This is a genomic window from Lichenicola cladoniae (genome assembly GCF_013201075.1).
GTDB lineage: Bacteria > Pseudomonadota > Alphaproteobacteria > Acetobacterales > Acetobacteraceae > Lichenicola > Lichenicola cladoniae.
In genome coordinates this window covers 3,150,900-3,169,794 of sequence record NZ_CP053708.1, presented here as the reverse complement: position 1 = coordinate 3,169,794, position 18,895 = coordinate 3,150,900, and the positions used below count along the sequence as shown (strand labels likewise).

Genomic DNA, 18,895 nt, shown 5'->3' with positions numbered 1-18,895 from the left:
ATTTGGACAGACAATTGCATCGGACTGGAGGCCGAGAGAATACTGAGTTCCTGCGATCTTGCGCGCGTCGTCAGTTTGCCAGTAGCGATTCATCTACTCTGGAGCGCTGGCTGACGGGTGCTTCGATAGACGATCGTGGCCGGGCCAATCTGTATGATGCGTGCCGAAGCGATCGAATAGGGTACAGCAACTATTCCGATCGGCCAGCAAACGGATTGCAGTAAAAGAACCTGGCACGAAGTTTAAGGGCGCGGCCGGCACATGCAGCTTCCATCTGCGCTCTATTGCTCCACTGGAGGACATTTCCCACGAGAGCAGGCTTCCCGTGCAGTAAGGCCGAGGGGTTCGAGGTGTAGATGAAGAATTCATCCGTTCCACCAGCCCATCCTCCCCACTCGAAAGCATGAAAGGCACTCTTGGCTTGCGGTAGCTCGGCAAGCGCCTTGAGATAATCCGGCATACGCCCTGCCAGCCTGATCTCGAGGTCGATGATCGACAATAGCGGGCTTATGCCTACAACAAAACCGATCGCCGCGAGGCCGGAAAACGCCGATCGCCACTGCCTGGAGGCTATCTTCCTTACGACGTAAACGACAACCGCAACCGGCAGGACCAGCCATCCCGCGATAGCCAAAGCATACCGACGGCAGTTGCGCCAAAGCTGTCGTTCACGCTCAGTGAACTAATGCCCATGCTCATCGCGATATGGAGCAGGAGGACCATCAAGGGTGGCAGGAGATAGCGTGATGACCGCGCTGATCCGATACCGGGTCCGACCATCAATACAAATCCCCTGCGCCTTGCCGCCATGGCAGGCTCCGTGACAATGCACGACATGTGTGGTGCGAGCACGATAAACGGCCAGTTCATCGTCGGGCAGTGTTCGTTCCCGTGTCCGCTTTCGAGGAGCCTGTGAACCTCGCTCAAGGTCAACATCTGGCACAAAGCGGCTGATAATGTGCTTGCACCCGACCGTCGGGGTCACGGTGGCCCATAGCGTCCGCAGCCGCACTGCGTGCATGCTGCCGGTCGATCATGCGAAGGAAACCTGCGATGAATGACGTGTCAGCACGGGGACTGGTCATCGTGACCGGCGGCAGCCGCGGCATTGGTGCCGCCATCTGTCGCAAGCTTGCGGCCGACGGCTATGCCGTTGCGGTCAATTACGCCGCCCGGTCGGCCGACGCCGATGCGGTCGTCGCCGGCATCCGGCAGTCCGGTGGCCGCGCCTCCGCCATCGCGGCCGATGTCTCGAACGAGGACGATGTCCGCAGGCTGTTCGAGCTAGCGCAGGCGGAACTCGGGCCCCTGGCCGGGCTGGTCAACAATGCAGGCATCACCGGGGCGTCCGGGCGGCTGGATGAGCTGACCCTCGACGTGCTGACCCGGACGATGGCGATCAACGTGATCGGCACCATCCTGTGCGCCCGCGATGCGGTGCGGATCTTGTCGACGCGGCACGGTGGCCGGGGTGGCTCGATCGTGAACCTGGGGTCGGTCGCGGCACGGCTGGGTGCACCGGGCGAGTTGGTGCAGTACGCCGCGAGCAAGGGCGCGATCGACAGCTTTACCATGGGGCTTGCGCGTGAAGTGGGCGACGAGGGCATCCGGGTCAACGCGGTCGCGCCCGGCATCATCGACACCGAGATGAACAGCCAGGAGCGCCAGGCCCGCGTCGGCCCGACCATCCCGATGAAGCGCGCCGGAACCGCTGCCGAGATCGCCGAGGCGGTGGCCTGGCTGATGTCGCCGGCCGCTTCCTACGTGACCGGAACCATCATGACGGTGTCCGGCGGACGGTAACGGGTCGTCGGAGGCTCAGCAGGCCTCCTCGAGTTCCTGCTCGGCTTCCAGCCACTGTTCCTCGGCGCTGGCCTGCTCGCGGCCGATCGCGGCCAGCCGGGTGTTGGCGCGGGTGATTTCGTCGGTGCGGCCGGGGGCGTAGAGCGCCGGGTCGGCGAGCCTGGCTTCCAGCGCCGTCCGCTCGGCAGCCAGCTTGGCCATCAGCGCTTCCGCGTCGCGGGCGCGCTTGCGGACCGGGGCCATCGCCTTGCGCACCTCGGCCCGGTCGCGGCGGTCGTCGGCGCGGGCGGGCGAGGGGCGCGAGCCCGGTTCGCGCGGTGCCTCGCGGGCGGCGGCGCGGGCCCGCTCCGACAGCCAGACCCGGTATTCCGCCATGTCCCCGTCGAACGGCTGCACGCGGCCGTCACCGACCAGCCAGAGCCGGTCCGCGACCAGCTCGACCAGATGCGGGTCGTGGCTGATCAGCAGCACCGCGCCCTCGAACTCGGCCAGTGCACGGATCAGCGCCTCGCGGGCGTCGAGGTCGAGATGGTTGGTCGGTTCGTCGAGGATCAGCAGTTGCGGCGCATCCCGCGTCGCCAGCGCCAGCAGCAGCCGCGCCTTCTCGCCGCCGGACAGGTCGCGCGTCGGCGTGTCGGCGCGGTTGGCGTCCAGGCCGAAGCGGGCCAGCTGCGAGCGCAGCACGGTCGGAAGTGCTGCCGGCAATGCCCGCGCCATGTGCTGCACCGGGCTCTCGTCGAACACCAGCTCCTCCGCCTGGTGCTGGGCGAAATACCCGACCTTCAGCTTCGGGTGGCGCTGCATGGTGCCGGAGATCGGCGTGAGGCGGCCGGCGATCAGCTTGGCGAAGGTGGACTTGCCGTTGCCGTTGGCGCCGAGCAGCGCGATCCGGTCCTCCATGTCGAGCCGCAGCGACAGGTTCGACAGCACCGGCCTGCCGTCATAGCCGATCGTCGCCCGCTCCAGCGTCAGCATCGGCGGCGGCAGCTGCAGCGGCTCGGGGAAGGCGAAGCGGGTCGGCGTGTCCTCGACCACGCTCTCGATCGCCGGCAGCCGCTCCAGCGCCTTGATCCGGGCCTGCGCCTGCTTCGCCTTGGTGGCCTTGGCGCGGAACCGGTCCACGAACGACTGCATGTGCGCGCGGCGGGCCGCAATCCGCTCGGCGGCGCGGTTCTGCTGCATCGCGTGCTCGGTGCGGATGCGTACGAACTCGTCGTAGCCGCCCGGCGTGAGCGAGATCTTGCCACGGTCCAGATGCGCGATCGCCTCGACCGCGCGATCGAGCAGGCCGCGATCGTGGCTGACGATCAGTGCCGCACCCGGGAACCGGGCCAGCCAGGTCTCCAGCCACAGCGTCGCCTCGAGGTCGAGATGGTTGGTCGGCTCGTCGAGCAGCAGCAGGTCGGGGTTGAGGAACAGCGCCGTCGCCAGCGCCACCCGCATGCGCCAGCCGCCGGAGAAGTCATTCACCGCGCGCTGCTGCGCGGCCGCATCGAAGCCGAGGCCGGACAGGATCGTGGCCGCGCGGGCCGGTGCGCTGTCGGCCTCGATCGCCCGCAGGCGCTCGTGGATGTCGGCTAGGCGGGTCGCATCGGTGACGGTGTCGGCGTCCGACAGCAGCTGCGTGCGCTCGACGTCGCCGGACAGCACGGTGTCCAGTAGCGACTGCGGGCCGGACGGCGCCTCCTGCAGGATACGCGCCATGCGGGCCCGGCTGGACAGGCGGATCTCGCCGCCGTCGGGCTGGATGTCGCCGGCGATCGCCGCCAGCAGCGTAGACTTGCCGGCGCCGTTCCGACCGACCAGACCGATGCGGCGACCCGGATCGATGGTGAGGTCGGCCTGGTCGAGCAGGGTGCGGCCGGCGATGCGCAGCGTCAGCGCGGAAATGACGAGCAGGCTCAAGCGGATCGTGCTCCTGTGGATCGTGCGGCGTTCTAGCAGTGGAGACGGTGGCACGTGCCACGTTTTTGCTCTAAATCGCGGCCCAACCTCACCAGCCTGCTTCGTGCCGGCCAACCAGGAGATAATGGCCATGGCCATCGAGCGCACCCTGTCGATCCTCAAGCCGGACGCCACGCGTCGTAACCTTACCGGCAAGATCAACGCCCTGTTCGAGGAAGCGGGCCTCCGCATCGTCGCGCAGAAGCGCATCAAGCTGTCCGACGCGCAGGCCGGCGCGTTCTACGAAGTCCACAAGGCGCGCCCGTTCTACGGCAGCCTGGTGTCCTCGATGACCGGCGCACCGGTCGTCGTGCAGGTGCTGGAAGGCGAAGGCGCCATCCTGAAGCACCGCGACGTGATGGGCGCGACCGACCCCAAGAAGGCCGAGCCGCACACCGTGCGCGCGCAGTTCGCCGAGAGCATCGAGGCGAATTCCGTGCATGGCTCGGACAGCGCCGAGAATGCCGCGACCGAGATCGCGTTCTTCTTCGCCGGCACCGAGATCCTGCCCTGATCCTCGGACTGGCGCCCGCATCGGACCCGTCGGGTCCGATCGCGGGCGCCGACCCTGGCATGAAGTCGCCGCCTTACGCCGATGTCGTGCGCCGGCCCGCGATCGCGGCCGCCGTGTTCGGCAACGCGCTCGAGGTGTTCGACTTCATCGCCTACGGCACGTTTGCCGTCATGATCGGCCGGGTGTTCTTCCCGGCCCACGACCCGTTCATCAGCCTGCTGCTATCGGTGTCGACCTTCGGCATCGGCTTCGTGACCCGGCCGCTCGGCGCATTCCTGGTCGGCCATCTTGCCGACCGGCGCGGTCGCAGCGCCGGCATGATGGTCTCGCTCGGCCTGATGGGGCTCGGCAGCCTGATGATCGCCGTGCTGCCCGGCTACCGCAGCATCGGCCTCGCCGCGCCGGTCCTGCTGGTGCTGGCACGGCTGATCCAGGGCCTGGCCTGGGGCGCCGAGGCTGGCCCCGCCACCACCTATCTGCTGGAGAATGCGCCGCCCGGTCGCGCCGGCTATTTCGCGTCGTGGCAGTCGGCGAGCCAGATGCTGGCGGTGCTGGCCGCCGGCCTGCTCGGCTACGGCGCCGACAAGCTGCTGGGAACTCCGGCGATGGAGGACTGGGGCTGGCGCATCCCGTTCGCGCTCGGCGTGCTGGTGGTGCCGGTCGGCATGCTGCTGCGCCGTGGGCTGTACGAGGTGCCGGTCGCGGCAACCAAGGCGGGGTCCGGGCGGATCGCCCTGTTGCTGTCCGGGGGCGTGCTGCCGCTGCTGTGCGGGTTGATGCTGGTGATCGCCGGAACCGTCAGCCAGTATTTCCTCAACTACATCACCACCTACGCCCTGACCGTGCTGCATCTGCCGACCGGCCTGTCGCTGCTCGGCACCGTGGTCGCCGGCGTGTTCGGCACTGTCGCGGCGCTGGGGGCCGGCGCGCTGTCGGACCGGATCGGCCGGCTGCCGCTGATCGTCTGGCCGCGCCTGGCGCTGGCGCTCGGGATCGTGCCGATGCTGTGGCTGCTGCAGGCGCATCCGGGCGCATGGGCGTTCGCCGTGGTCACCGCGATCATCGCCATACTCCAGGTCGGCAGCTTCGCCGCGGCGATCGTGGTGCTGTGCGAGCTGTTCCCGCCGGCGGTGCGCGCCACCGGCTTCGGCACCCTGTATGCGCTGGGTATCTCGGTGTTCGGCGGCACCGCGCAGATCATCTTCGCGACGCTGATCCACTGGACCGGCGATCCGGTGTCGCCGGCGTGGTACCTGGCCGTGCTGAACCTCGCCGCCGTACTTGCGGCGTTCGGGTTGCGCACGCGTTCGCCTCGGGTCCGCGCCTTTTAGGCTGACGACAGGACGGCTGCGAGCGTCGTTCGGCGCGAGAATCCGCTCAAGATCGCGTGACGCGAATTCATCGGACCGGCGCTGCGGTCTCGTCGAGAGCGAAAACAGTTCGTGCTGAACCTTTCTGCCGCAATATCGCGTCCGGAACGGGAAACATTTGACCTGGTCGATGCTTGATCAGGGCGATGGCTTCCTCGAGCGTCGATCTGATCCTGCGCGACAGGACGCGCCTTGCAAGCTCGCGTGTTCGCTCGGGATTGCGTGGCCCGCGACTTCTGGCGGCGCTGTATCTGCTTGTCGCATTGCCGGTCGCCTGTTTACTGAGTTGGCACATGCCACCGTTCCAGACCGCCGACGAGGATAGTCATTTCCTGCGAGCGTTACAGGTTGCGCATGGTGGCCTGGTATCCGCCCGCATGAAGAGCGGCCGGATCGGCGGAATGTTGCCCGCCGGCGCCGACCAGCTAGCCCACGGTTATTTCGATCTCCGCTTCCATGCCCACGTCGACGTTCCGGCGCGGCGTTATGAGCGGGACGCGCTGGTGCAGCCGGGTGCGCCGGTCGAAGTGAGTTTTGCCAACACAGCGATCTATCCGCCGGTCTTCTATCTGCCCGCCGCGGCCGGCATCCTGGCCGGCGAGGCAACCGGCCAGGGAGTGTTAACCGACCTACGCTTGGCACGCTTGGCGACCGCATTCTGCGCCACGCTGATGGCAGCGTTTGCGATCGCCATCACCGTGTCCGGCGCCCTGCCGTTATTCTGGCTGCTGTGCCTGCCGATGACACTGTCCCTGTTCGCATCCTGTTCGCAGGACGCCTTGGTCATTGCGTCCTCGGCTCTCGTAGCGGCGTCGATCTCCAGGCTTGCCTACCGTCGGCATGCCGGCCCTGGCGCCTGGATTGCGGTCTCGGCTGGTCTCGGTTGCATCGCCGCCGCGAAGCTTCCGTATCTCCTGCTGGCGCCGCTTCCACTCCTCTGGGCGGGTATCGGCGGGCTGCGAAGCGGCCGGATGCGGCTGCATGGTTCCGGTTTATCGTGGCTGCTGCTGCCGCTTCTGCCACTGGCGATCGGGCTCGGCTGGCTGATCCTCGGTGCCCGTCCGGTAATTACACCCAACGATGCCGGCAAGCAGATCGGCTGGCTGCTGGCGCATCCGCTGCGGATTCCGGCGATCGTCGTCGAGACGCTGCATATAGAGGCTGCACGGCTGGGCCTGGAGTTCATCGGCGTCCTGGGATGGCTGGACGTTCCGATGTCGCCGGTGTTCTACGGCGTCAGCGTGTTCGTGATCGGGGCATTGCTTGGACAGGAGCGTCCAGGCCGCCAACGGCCATACGTGCTGTCGGCAACGCTGATGGTGATCGCGCTGTGCGGGATCGGCATCCTCGGCACGCTCTATCTCAACTGGACCAGGGTCGGTGCCGCGACGGTCGACGGCCTGCAGGGCCGCTACTTCATCCCGCTTGCGTGTTTCGGAATCCTGTTGTTGCAGCCTAAAGCAATCGCGCCGAGAGGCAGCACGGTCGTCTGCGTTGGCTGGGCGTTACTGGCGGCTCTCGTCACCATCAGCGCGATCCGCCACCACTATACCCCAGGGTGGTAGCGGCCCGCACTCATGTGCGTCGGCGCATGGGCAGGGCGAAAGCGGCGAAGCCGAGCAGCATGGCCGCCCACGCCCAGCCGATATTCGGCGGAGCGTAGGAGAAGCGAATACGCGACCGGCCGGCAGGCAGCGGAATGCTCTGGAAGCTGTCGTCGAACCGGTCGACGCCGACATCCCGCCCGGAGATGGCGGCGCTCCAGCCTGGAAAGAACAGTTCCCGCCGGATCAGCCGGTCCGTCCCGGTGCAGGTCGCGGTCAGATCCTGTCGCGATTGCACCTGGAACACGCAACGGCCCTGCTCGGTTGCGAGATAGGGTGCTGGGTCGGGCAGGCGAACGATGTCGGCCAGCGCGTCGCGATACACCAGTTCCAGGCCGGCAACGCGGGCGCGGTAACGCAACAGCACGAAGGCCGCATGGCCCGGCGGGATGCCTGAGGACGCTGGCTGGTTGCCGGGCCCGATCGGAACCGTCCAGACTGCCACCGGCCCGGTCAGTGGGCCCGGCACGATCCGGTAGTCGATCCGGTCGCCGGATCGGGTTTCGAGTGGGCGTGCCAGCACGACCCAGAGCGGCTTGTTATCGACCGCGCCTGCAAGATCGGCCTGCCCGGTCGAACAGGTGCCACCGGCGCACACCGTCACGGTCAGCAGGCCGCGCGGATGCCCGCCATAGGTGCCGACCACGATACCGACCTGCTGTATGTCCGCGTTGCCGGTCAGGCCGGTCGAGAGAGATCCCGTCATGGTCGTGACGGTAGCGAGCGACTGCGGCATCAGCGCGCCGGGTATCGCCTGCACGGACATCGTCTCCACCAGCGGATCGAAACCCCGCGGCATCACCAGATAACCGACCCCAAGCCGTTCCAGGCGTGCGATCGCGGTCGCAGCGTTGATCTGTTCGCTTGCCGGATCGGCTGTCTCCCGGCCGATATTGTGCAGCCTGTCGCTGAGCAGGCCGCTCATGTCCATGTCCGGGTCCAGGTCACGCGCAAGCCGCGTGGTCAATGCAACTGGAACCGGCACAGCCGTGTAGTTGAGCGAGGCGACCCGGAAATAGCTGCCGTAGTTCGGCGCCACGATGAACATGCTGTAGAATCGTTCGAACCCAGCACGATCCTGCAGAAATTTCATCAGTCCCGTGTCGATATTCCCACCGACCGTTCCGGACAGCACGGGTATCGCGAAGAGCGCGATGCCGTTCACGACGAGCAGGGACGACGCTGCACGGCGCCCGAACGTTCCGCGGCCGGGTGCCAGCAGGAAGCACAATCCGGCAACGGCGACGGCGGCCCATGCCGCGGACAGCAGCGGATACAGACGATAGCCGGGCAGGCGGGCGGCCAGTTCGCGCATAAGCGGTGCGGCCTTCAGGCTCGCGACGACGGTCGCGACGACGCAGGCCGTGGCAAGTGCGCCAAGACGCAGCCGGGACGGGCCGGCGTTCGATCTCAGATCATCCAGTGCCAGGGCTGCAAGTACGCACAGCGCAAATTCCCAGCCGGGCGACGCATAGACGTGGAACAGGGTCTGGCGGATGAACGGGATCAGGTCGAACGCCTGGCTGATGACGGGCATCCCGGCGGCCTTGAGCAGGCTGAGGGCCAGCCAGCCGGCAAAAACCCGCCGGAGTCCAATCTGCCGTCCGCCCGTGCCGGTGATTGCCACCAGGGCGACAAAGACCATTGCGAGATCGCAATACCCGCCGGTGTGCCACCAGATTTCCGCCGAGGCGTGGATCGTCTCGGGTCCGTACAGCAGCGATCCGAGCAGGTACGGCAACAGCAGCAGCGCATAGCTCGCTGCCATCAGGTGAGCGCCGCGGAGATCGGCGTTCTGTCCGAGATAGGAAACCGGAAGAGACTCGGCGAACGGCAACCACGCAGGAGCCGACAGCATCAGGCCGACAATGCCTCCGCCGATGATCCGCCGCGCCAGCGCCAGTCGGACGGAGCCGGCCGACACCACCCGCCAGGCTGCAATGGCCAAGGCAAGCAGGCCGTCCAGGAAGGCGGTCTCGGGGAACCCGGCGACGATGGAACCGGCGATGGCGATGGCGATCATGGGCCATCCACCCGGCCGGCCTTCGCGGCTTAGACGCGCGCAGCGTTCGATCCCGAGCACGAGCAGCGGCAGGAACGCGATCGGGGTGATCGGCGCGTGGCCGAACCAGGCAAAGGCGCCGCAGAACTCCAGCAGGAGCGCGCCGACCAGACGTTCCCGGCGGCCTACCCCGATCTCGTGCAGGAGCGCCAGCATGCTGAGGCCGGCGAGGATCTGCAGGTTGATCTTCAGATAGAGCAGGCCGTCGGCGAAATGCAGCAGCAGCACGAACGGCAGGAACAGCGCGGAGTTCTGCATTTCCGCGGCCAGCGGCATTCCGAGCGCGGCGTACGGGTTCCACCAGGGCAGTTCCCCGTGCAGCCAGTCCTCGGCGGCCAGATGCCCGAGCGCCTGCGTCGTCGCGCCGGCATTCGGATCGATCCAGCCGGGGAAGCCCGGAACGATCTGGCTGACCTGGCCGATATTGAGGCCCGCGTCCCTGAACAGTGGGTTCGCGGATAGCCAGCCGATCAGCGCCGGTAGCTGCACCAGGATCGGCAACACGACGATGAGCGCGATGCTGCAGACCGTGACGCCGCGGATCCGTGTCATCCGGCCCGGACCCGACGCGGTTCCAGGGTCGGGACAGTCCGGCGGCGTGGGGTCACACCGACAGCAACGTCCGGTCCGCCTGCTCCGTTGGGGCGCCAGCGCCCAAGTGGCGGGCCAGGGCTGCCGGATACAGGCGGTGCTCCTGTGCCAGCACGCGCTCCCCGAGCAGGGCAGGCGTGTCGTCCGGCCGCACCAGGATCGCGGCCTGGCCGACGATCGGCCCCTCGTCCATGATCTCGGTCACCAGATGCACCGTGCATCCATGCAGCTTCACCCCGGCCGCCAGAGCACGCTCGTGCGTGTGCAATCCGGGAAACGCGGGCAGCAGGCTGGGATGGATGTTCAGCATCCTTCCCTGCCAGCGCGAGGTCAGGAACGGGGTCAGCAGCCGCATGTAGCCGGCGAGGCACACCAGCCCGATCCCCGCCTCGACGAGGGCCGCGTCGATCTCCCGCTCATGCGCCTCGCGGTCGCGGCGGTGCGGACGATGGTCGATCGCCAATGTCGGGATGCCGGTATCCGAAGCTGTCCGCAGGCCCGGCGCGTCGGGGTTGTTGCTCAGCACCAGCGCGATCTCGGCCGGGAAGGCCGGATCGCGGGCGGCCTCGATCAGCGCCGTCATGTTGCTGCCGCGGCCACTGATGAAGATGGCGACCCGGGTCCGTGGCGCCATGCTCAGAGGGCCGGCCCGAACGACGGCATGTAGCTGAAGCGCAGGCTGGCCGGAGCGTCCGGCGACGGGGCCGCCTCGATCCGGCCGATCATCACGAACGCCTCGCCGAGTTCGGCCAGCAGGGCGCTGGCACTGGCGACGTTCGACACCACCAGCGCCATGCCGATCCCGCAATTGAACACGCGCAGCATCTCCTCGGGCTCCACCGGCCCGGCCTGGGCGAGCCACGGGAACACCGGCGGCACGGTCCAGGCGCTGCCGTCGAGCACCGCGACGACGCCGTCGGGCAGCACCCGCGGCAGGTTGCCCGGCAGGCCGCCGCCGGTGATGTGGGCCGCACCCCGGAGCAGGCCGGCGCGATGCAGCGCCAGCACCTGCGACACGTACAGCCGGGTCGGGGTCATCAGCGCTTCCGCCAGCGACATCATCGGCGCGAACGGCGCCGGCGCGTCCCAGGCGAGGCCGGTGGCGGCGACGATGCTGCGCACCAGAGAGAAGCCGTTCGAGTGCACGCCGCTGGAGGGTAGCCCGAGGATGATGTCGCCGGGCGCGATCCGTTTCGGCAGCAGCGCGTCGCGTTCGGCGGCGCCGACCGAGAAGCCGGCGAGATCGTAATGGCCGGGCGCATACATACCGGGCATCTCGGCCGTCTCGCCGCCGACCAGCGCGCAGCCGGACAGCCGGCAACCCTCGGCGATGCCGCGCACCACCTTGGCGGCATCCTCGATGGCGAGCTTGCCGGTGGCGAAATAATCCAGGAAGAACAACGGCTCGGCACCCTGCACGACCAGGTCGTTGACGCACATCGCCACCAGGTCGATGCCGACCGTCTCATGGCGGCCGCTCTCGATCGCCAGCATCAGCTTGGTGCCGACGCCGTCGGTGGCGGACACCAGCACCGGGTCCAGGAAGCCTGCCGCCTTCAGGTCGAACAGCGCGCCGAATCCGCCCAGCCCGCCCATCGTGCCGGGACGGTCGGTGGCCTTTGCCGCCGGCTTGATCGCCTCGACCAGTGCGTCGCCGGCAGCGATATCGACGCCGGAGCCACGATAGGAAGCAGTTTCCGGGATTGAACTCATGGACTAGCCCTCTGGCGGTGCCGGTGTTCGCGGCTCGCCGGCTTGATCGAAGCCGGGGGTCGAGGCCGGGGATCGAAGTGCTGGCGCAGCTACGGTATTGATCCGGACCATTTACGTCAGCCGGCGCGACGCGCAAAGCGGCGTGGTCGTATCGACGCGGGAGAAGGCAGGCGAATGGCGGAGGCGAGCGTGGAGACCGGCCTGCGCCAGCTCGCCCTGCCGTTCGCGCACCGGCCGCGCTTCGAGCGCGCCGACTTCCTGGCCGCCGGATCGAACGCGCAGGCCATGGCCTGGCTCGATCCGCGCCGCCATGGCGCCTGGCCGTCGCGCCGGCTGGCGCTCTGGGGCGAGGCCGGCAGCGGCAAGACCCATCTGCTGCATGTCTGGGCGCGCGAGCACGATGCGCTGCTGCTGCCGGGCACGGCACTGCGCGATCTCACCATCCTGTTCCGGGCGCCCGACCGCTGGGGCGGCGTTGCCGTCGACGATGCCGATGCGAGCGTCGACGAGCCGGCCCTGCTGCACCTGCTGAATGCAGCGCACGAGACCGGGCTGCCGGTGCTGCTGACCGGGCGGTCCGCCCCGGCGCGCTGGCTGGTGGCCTTGCCGGACCTGAGCAGCCGTCTGCGTGCGACCCAGGCGGTGGCACTCGGCCGTCCCGAGGAGACCTTGCTGCGGATCCTGCTGATGCGTCTGCTGGTCGAGCGGCAGCTGGCGGTGAGTGCTGCCGTCGTGGACTGGCTGCTGCCGCGTCTGCCGCGCACAGCCGGCGCCATGCGTGAGGCCGCACGCCGATTGGACGAGACCGCACTGGCGTTCGGCCGACGCGTGACGCGTCCCCTGGCGGCTTCGGTCCTGGCGGAAATGCTGCCAGGATCGACGGAGGTTGCCATGGCGGCGGACCGGGACGCGGAGATGGAGTTCCTGCTGTAGTCGGGCGGCTCGGGTTAGGGTTGGGGAGAGGGCTCGAGCCGGCCTCGGCCTCGTTGGGAACGACGCTGTGGATCGCCAGTGCATGATCCCGCTCGCAAGGGCTCACGGATTTCAGCCGAGCTTGTAAGGGGCAGGGCATCTCAGTGCAGTCCAACGATCCTGTTCGGTTGCCGAACGTGATGACCTAGCCGGTGATCAGCCGTTCGATCCGGTCGGCGAGCGCGTCCATTGCAAACGGCTTGGTCAGCACCTGCATGCCGTGATCCAGCGCGCCGTTGCCGATCACCGCGTTCTCGGCATAGCCGGTGATGAACAGCACCTTCAGCCCGGGGCGCAGCGCGCGGCCGGCATCGGCCAGCTGGCGGCCGTTGAAGCCACCGGGCAGGCCGACATCGGTCACCAGCAGATCGACCCGGTCTTTGGAACTCAGCATCGCCATGCCACCTGCACCGTCCGATGCCTCGATCGCCACGTAGCCGAGATCGCCGAGGGTCTCGCGGACCAGCATCCGGATGATCGGCTCGTCGTCGACCACCAGCACCGTTTGACCCTCGGTCGCTCGCGCCGTGCCAGCCGGTTTCCGGATCTCGGGCACCGTATCCTCGGGGCCGAGATGGCGCGGAAGATAGAGGCACATCGTGGTGCCGGCGCCCGGCGTGGACTGGATGCAGATCTGGCCGCCGGACTGGCGTGCGAACCCGTAGATCATCGACAGCCCGAGCCCGGTGCCCTCGCCGAGCGGCTTGGTGGTGAAGAACGGATCGAACGCCCGCGCAATCACCTCCGGTGTCATGCCGCTGCCGGTGTCGGTCACCGACAGCGACAGATACGCGCCGGGCGCCAGGTCGCGAGGCCCGGCGGCCTGCTGGTCCATCCAGGTGTTGCCGGTCTCGATGAGGATGCGGCCGCCGTCCGGCATCGCGTCGCGGGCGTTGATGCACAGGTTCAGCAGCGCGTTCTCGAGCTGGTTCGGATCGACCAGGGCGGTCCACAGACCCGTCGCGCCGACCACCTCGATGTCGATGGAGGGCCCGACCGTGCGGCGGATGAGCTCCTCCATACCGGACACCAGCCGGTTGACGCCGGTCGCCTTCGGATCGAGCGTCTGCCGCCTGGAGAAGGCCAGGAGCCGATGGGTGAGGGCAGCGGCGCGCCGCGCAGCCCCCTGGGCCGCCGAGATGAAGCGATCCACCTCGCCGACCCGGCCCTGTGCCACGCGGTTACCCAGCATTTCGAGGCTGCCGGTGATGCCGGTAAGGAGATTGTTGAAGTCGTGCGCAAGGCCGCCGGTCAGCTGGCCGACCGCCTCCATCTTCTGGCTCTGGCGCAGATGATCCTCGGCCTGGCGCAGCGCCTCGGCCGCCGCCTTTTCCGCAGTGACGTCGCGACCGACGCAATAGATCAGGTCAGCTTCCGGCACGGCGGTCCAGGCCAGCCAGCGGTCATGCCCGTCGCGATGCCTGACCCGGTTCTCGTAGGCATGGGTGGGCTTGCCATCGGCCAGGCCTGCGAACGCGGCTCGCGTCGTCGCGCGATCGTCCGGATGTTCCAGCCATTCCAGGGTGCGGCCGACGATCTCGTCTTCGTTCCAACCGAGCAGGGCATGCCAGGCCGGGTTGATGCTGATCCAGCATCCTTTCATGTCGGCCACGCCGAGCAGATCCTGGCTCACGCGCCAGATCCGGTCACGCTCGCGCGTGCGCTCGGCAACCTGCTGCTCCAGGAGCGCGGCCAGGTCGCGCAGGCGCTTCTCGGCAAGCCGGCGCTCGATCGCACCGCGCGTGCGCTCGGCGACGTTGCGCACGAAACTGAGCTCGTCCTCGGTCCAGGCACGTGGCTCGGAATGGTTGATGTAGAACAGCGCCACCAGCCGGCCCCGTTCGATCAGCGGCAGGTTGAGCAGCGCCTTGATCCCGACGCGCTGCAGCGCGCCCAGGTTGGCGCTGGTGCGCGGATCCTTGGCTACGTCCGCGATCGCGACGGTGTCGCCACGCTGCAGATCCTTGTAGTAGGCGCCGTAATCCGCCATCCGATGTGCCCCGGCAACGCTTCCGCATCCCGGCGCGGTCCAGTCGCGGTCGACAAGAACGCTCTCGCCACATGCATCCAGTGTGCCGTAACCGGTTCGACTGACCTCCAGTGTCTGCCCCATGATCTCGGCTGCCACGAAGGCCATCTCCACCGGATCCGCCAGGTCGCGCATCCGGTCACCCAGCTCCAGCAACGCGTTCCGGCGGGCGTCCGCGCGGTGCCGCTCGCGCAGGTCGCGGGTGATGGTCCCGTAGCCGGTCATGGTGCCTGCCGCATTGCGGAGCGCAAAGACCGTGTAGAGCACTGGAATGGCCGCGCCGGTGGCGAAATGGCGAAACCGGAGCTCGCCTTCCCAGTAGCCGCGCCGGTGCAAGGCAGGAAGCACGGTGTCGATCACGGTGCGTCGGTCGTCCTCGGTGAAGAAGTCGATAACGCCGAGCTCCAGCGTCCCGCCGCCCAGGCCCACTAGGCGGCGCCCGGCCGGGTTGACGAACAGCACGCGCGTCTCCGGGCTGGCGATCCCGATGAAGTCGCTCGATTGCTCGACCAGCCCGGCCAGGTTGCCGATGTCGGCATCCGCCTTCCTGCGCTCGGTAATGTCGCTCGACACCACCAGCAGCTTTTCCGGCACGCCATCGGCACTCAGGATCGGCGTGACCCGCACGTCCCACCATCGCGGGTTGCCGGCCATGGTCTCGGCGCTGCCCTGGAAGTGGCCGGTACCCCCGGCCCTGGCCGCCTCGATCGCCGCCAGTGCAGCGACGTTGCCCTCGTCGCGCCAGAAATTTGGCCACGGACACCCGATGATGGCATCGAGATCCTCGACCTCCATGACTTGCTGTCCGCCCTCGCTCATGAAGACCAGTCTGGCGTCGAGATCGAGCACCTTGATGCAGTCGGCGGAGGCGGCCAGGACGCGGGTCAGGAACTCGGCGCTGGCCCGGTGCCGTTCCTCGGACGCCCAGTGCTCGGTGCGGTCGCGCAGGATCTCGAGGAAGCCGAGATGGGTCCCGGATGCGTCCCGGAGCGGCATCATCTCGCCGTTGCCCCAGAACCGCGTGCCATCCCGGCGCACGTGCCAGCGCTCGCCGATCGACCGCCCAAGCTCGAGCGACTGGCGCATCTCCTGTTCCGGGTGCCGGGCAGCCCGGTCCTCGGGAGTGAAGATCCGGTCGATCGGCTCGCCGTGCATCTCCTGCCTGGACCAGCCGAAAACATGTTCGGCGCCGATATTCCAGTCGGTCACCCGGCCATCCAGACCGGTGGCGATGATGGCGAAGTCGACCGCGCTCTCGAAGATCGCCCGATGCTGCCGGTCCCCCGCATCGTCATGCCCGGAGTGGGTGGGGGAGCCGGAAGCTGCGAGGTCTTGGTCGGGGGCCATGGCAGGGATCTAGCAATCGCCAGCCATGGCGTCACCTGCGCAGATCTCCTGGCCTCGTCAGGCCGGATGCGATCCTGCAGCGGTTGGAGAGGTTTCAGAACGCCAGAGCGCAACCGTCGGCGCGCATCTCGCTGGCGGCCGCGTAGACCCGATCGCGTCCGTTCATCCGGTGCTCGATGCACTCGTAGCGACCGAAGCCGCCATCCGATGGCGCCATGGTCCAGCCGATATCGACCATCGCCTTGCGGGTCGCGTCCGGGACCCCGGATTCCAGCCGCAGGATTCCGGTCGGCGGCAGACCCGGATGATCCTCGCCCATGCTCTGCGACGACCCTTCATGGTGCCAGCGTGGACTGTCGCCGGCGGCCTGGATGTCGAGGCCGTAATCGACCCGGTTGGTGATGATCTGCTGCTGCCCCATCGGTTGCATGTCGCCTCCCATCACCCCGAAGCTCATCCACGGCTGGCCGCCCCGGGTGGCAAAGCCGGGGATGATGGTCTGGAACGGTCGCTTGCCGGGCTGGTAGAGGTTCGGATGGCCGTCGCGCAGCGAGAACAACTGGCCGCGATCCTGGAACATGAAGCCGAGCCCGTCGGCGACCAGGCCCGATCCCATGCCGCGGAAGTTGGACTGGATCATCGACACCATCATCCCGGACTGATCCGACATGGTGTAATAGGTGGTGTCGCCGTGGCTCGGCGCGTTGCCGGGGCGGACGTCCGGATTGATCCGGTCCGGCCGGATCAGCTTGACCCGCTCGGCGGCATACTCCTTGGAGTTCAGCCACTCGACAGGGACTTTCGCGAACTTCGGATCGGCGTAGTAGCGGGCGCGGTCTTCGTAGGCCAGACGCTTGGCCTCGATCTGCACCTGCAACGACGAGGGCGACTGGAAGCCCATCTGGCGCAGGTCGAAATGCTCCAGCATGTTGAGCATCTGCAAGGTCGCCAGCCCCTGGGTATTGGCCGCCATGCCATACACCTCGACGCCGCGATACGTCGTGACCAGGGGCGTGTTCCATTCCGAATGGTGCCGGCGCAGATCGTCGCGCGTCATCCAGCCGCCGATGCGCTTGAAGTAGTGCTCGATCGTGTCGGCGATCGGCCCATCGTAGAAGGCGTCACGTCCGCCCTGGGCGATCATGCCGTAGGTGCGGGCGAGATCGGGATTGCGGAACACGTCGCCCTCGCGCGGCGGGTTTCCCCCGGGCGCGTAGGTGTGCAGCGCGTTGGCGGTTTCCTCGACCCCCGAGCCGGGCCGGACGAAGGCGCGCATGTTGCGATAGATGTAGTAGCCGATGATCTGCGGCACCGGCACGCCTTCGGTCGCGAGCCGGATCGCCGGCTGGAACAGGTCGGCCCACGGCAGCTTCCCGTAGCGCTGGTGCAACGACCACCAGGCATCCAGCGCCCCGGGCACCGAGACGCTGACGGCCCCGAGCGGCGGCAAGGCGCCATTCTTCGCGCGGCTGCGAACGGTCTCGAGGCTCAACCCGCGCGGGCTGGCGCCAGATCCGGCCAGGCCGACGACACGGCCGAGCTTGGGGTCCCACACCATGGCGTAGCAGTCGCCGCCGAGCCCGGCGCTGGTTGGTTCCAGGAAGCCCAGGCAGGCGTTCGCCGCCACCGCCGCGTCGATCGCCGAGCCGCCGCGCTTCAGGATCTCGATCGCGGTCTGGGTGGCGATCGGATGCGCGGTGCCGGCGGCGCCGTTGAGGCCCATCGCCGCCGAGCGGCTGGCGAAACTGGCACCCGACGGCCGGTCGCCGGCGTGCACGTCCGGGCGGATGAAGCGTTCGGCACCCTCTGGCTGGAAACCGGGCAGGCTCGTCGCCGGGGCGTGGGCCGCCCCACCTTGTCCAGGCCCGTCGGTGGTGGCGGCGGGCGAGGCGGGCGTGTTTCCGGCGGCCCGGCCAAGAGGCAGGGCGACGACTGGCAAGGCGGCGATGAAAGCTCTGCGGCGCAAGGGTCAGGCTCCTATGGAGTCGTCGGGGGCAGGAACCATTAGCGTATGAGTGCCGTCCCCTGTTGACGAGGGTCCGGGCGGGGGTCGGTGAACGTGCCGTGCATCCGGACCCTGCGGGCGACGCTTGACAGTGCGGGCCACACAGGGTTCAGCGCAGCGAACGACAAGAAGGCAGGGCGAGACGATACACCACAGATTACGATGAAAGCGGCGCTTGCATCGTTTGCATCCCATTATTCTCGGAGCTACCGGTACGGACAAGCCGGGCGGTCCGATATCCGGGCGAGCAAATCGCGATATTCTGGCGGGATGACGGCTTCGCCCGACCTTGGATCCATCTGTTGTGCATCAATCGACGCACCGGGGCGCGGTCGCCAACACTACATTTTGCAAGCACTTCCAGACTATTGAGATCTGCAGCCCGTCCGACGTGCGGAATGCCCTTTCTTGCCAGCACTGTAAGTGCCAACAACGAGCAGCATAGCCCTTGTGCGAGGTCGTCTCTGGGATCATCTGGCAGGACAGCGACCGTCGACCTCGTGGTCGTGAATATTGCTGGGTGTGAACACAAGTTGTTCGCGAGGACCGATTGCGGCCTGCACGCGCCTTGGCGTTTGAATCGGCTTGCGCCCTCAATGCCCGAGCACGCACCGTCGCCGGTCCAACTTCTTTTTGACCAGTCACAGCATCGACAAGCATGCTGTCGTCACCACTACCCCCGTGTCGAGCAGCACGAACGCCATCCATATCAGTGCCGGCGCCGAAATCTCAGGCAGTGTGGAGAGCCTCACCAGGTATCTGCCTGCGCCGATGTTTACGACTGCTATCTGTTGGTTTGATTGGAACCCTACGGCGGAAATCGCTCAGAACGCTATTGAGATGAGCAGCCATAAATTAGATCTTTGACTAAGCGATTGACTATTGATTGTGTGTATCGCAACACCGTGAAAGCGCGGGACGCCAAAACGCTATGGAAAAAC

Annotated in this window: 12 protein-coding genes; 5 read left to right on the top strand and 7 right to left on the bottom strand. The window is 67.6% G+C overall.

What is annotated here, in order from left to right; all coding sequences use genetic code 11:
- Window positions 1-190: 190 nt before the first annotated feature.
- Window positions 191-499, bottom strand: a complete 309-nt coding sequence (locus HN018_RS14400; protein ID WP_171833399.1) for a hypothetical protein — start codon at window positions 497-499, stop codon at window positions 191-193.
- 554 nt (window positions 500-1,053) lie between these two features.
- Here HN018_RS14400 and HN018_RS14395 point away from each other — a divergent pair.
- The gene (locus HN018_RS14395; RefSeq protein WP_171833400.1) at window positions 1,054-1,803 is read left to right on the top strand and encodes an SDR family oxidoreductase; all 750 of its coding nucleotides are present in this window, start codon (window positions 1,054-1,056) and stop codon (window positions 1,801-1,803) included.
- Window positions 1,804-1,818: 15 nt separating this feature from the next.
- On the opposite strand, the gene HN018_RS14390 is transcribed toward HN018_RS14395, so the two are convergent.
- Window positions 1,819-3,708: an ABC-F family ATP-binding cassette domain-containing protein gene (locus HN018_RS14390; protein WP_171833401.1), complete on the bottom strand. Its 1,890-nt coding sequence runs from the start codon at window positions 3,706-3,708 to the stop codon at window positions 1,819-1,821.
- A gap of 130 nt (window positions 3,709-3,838) precedes the next feature.
- Here HN018_RS14390 and ndk point away from each other — a divergent pair, with 130 nt between their 5' ends.
- From ndk to HN018_RS14375, 3 genes are all read left to right on the top strand, one after another.
- Window positions 3,839-4,261: a nucleoside-diphosphate kinase gene (gene ndk / locus HN018_RS14385; RefSeq protein ID WP_171833402.1), complete on the top strand. Its 423-nt coding sequence runs from the start codon at window positions 3,839-3,841 to the stop codon at window positions 4,259-4,261.
- Window positions 4,262-4,320: 59 nt separating this feature from the next.
- On the top strand, window positions 4,321-5,592 hold the full coding sequence (locus HN018_RS14380) for an MFS transporter (protein WP_171833403.1): 1,272 nt from the start codon (window positions 4,321-4,323) through the stop codon (window positions 5,590-5,592).
- Between the two features lie 185 nt (window positions 5,593-5,777).
- The gene (locus tag HN018_RS14375; RefSeq protein ID WP_171833404.1) at window positions 5,778-7,196 is read left to right on the top strand and encodes a DUF2142 domain-containing protein; all 1,419 of its coding nucleotides are present in this window, start codon (window positions 5,778-5,780) and stop codon (window positions 7,194-7,196) included.
- A gap of 10 nt (window positions 7,197-7,206) precedes the next feature.
- Here HN018_RS14375 and HN018_RS14370 read toward each other — a convergent pair whose 3' ends face one another.
- Genes HN018_RS14370 through purM form a run of 3 tightly spaced genes read right to left on the bottom strand, consistent with a single transcriptional unit; the run spans window position 7,207 to window position 11,601 of the window.
- On the bottom strand, window positions 7,207-9,849 hold the full coding sequence (locus HN018_RS14370; protein WP_171833405.1) for a hypothetical protein: 2,643 nt from the start codon (window positions 9,847-9,849) through the stop codon (window positions 7,207-7,209).
- A gap of 52 nt (window positions 9,850-9,901) precedes the next feature.
- The gene (gene purN / locus HN018_RS14365) at window positions 9,902-10,522 is read right to left on the bottom strand and encodes a phosphoribosylglycinamide formyltransferase (RefSeq protein ID WP_171833406.1); all 621 of its coding nucleotides are present in this window, start codon (window positions 10,520-10,522) and stop codon (window positions 9,902-9,904) included.
- Between the two features lie 2 nt (window positions 10,523-10,524).
- Window positions 10,525-11,601, bottom strand: coding sequence for a phosphoribosylformylglycinamidine cyclo-ligase (gene purM / locus HN018_RS14360; protein ID WP_171833407.1), 1,077 nt, complete (start codon window positions 11,599-11,601; stop codon window positions 10,525-10,527).
- A gap of 174 nt (window positions 11,602-11,775) precedes the next feature.
- Here purM and HN018_RS14355 point away from each other — a divergent pair, with 174 nt between their 5' ends.
- Window positions 11,776-12,534 (top strand): HdaA/DnaA family protein, encoded by a 759-nt coding sequence (locus HN018_RS14355; protein ID WP_171833408.1) that lies wholly within the window; start codon window positions 11,776-11,778, stop codon window positions 12,532-12,534.
- Window positions 12,535-12,718: 184 nt separating this feature from the next.
- On the opposite strand, the gene HN018_RS14350 is transcribed toward HN018_RS14355, so the two are convergent.
- Both HN018_RS14350 and HN018_RS14345 read right to left on the bottom strand, forming a co-directional pair.
- Window positions 12,719-15,949, bottom strand: a complete 3,231-nt coding sequence (locus HN018_RS14350) for a PAS domain S-box protein (RefSeq protein WP_171833409.1) — start codon at window positions 15,947-15,949, stop codon at window positions 12,719-12,721.
- 94 nt (window positions 15,950-16,043) lie between these two features.
- Window positions 16,044-17,915 carry a gamma-glutamyltransferase family protein gene (locus tag HN018_RS14345; RefSeq protein ID WP_171833410.1) on the bottom strand — a complete coding sequence of 624 codons (1,872 nt, stop codon included), beginning with the start codon at window positions 17,913-17,915 and terminating at the stop codon, window positions 16,044-16,046.
- Between the last annotated feature and the right edge of the window lie 980 nt (window positions 17,916-18,895).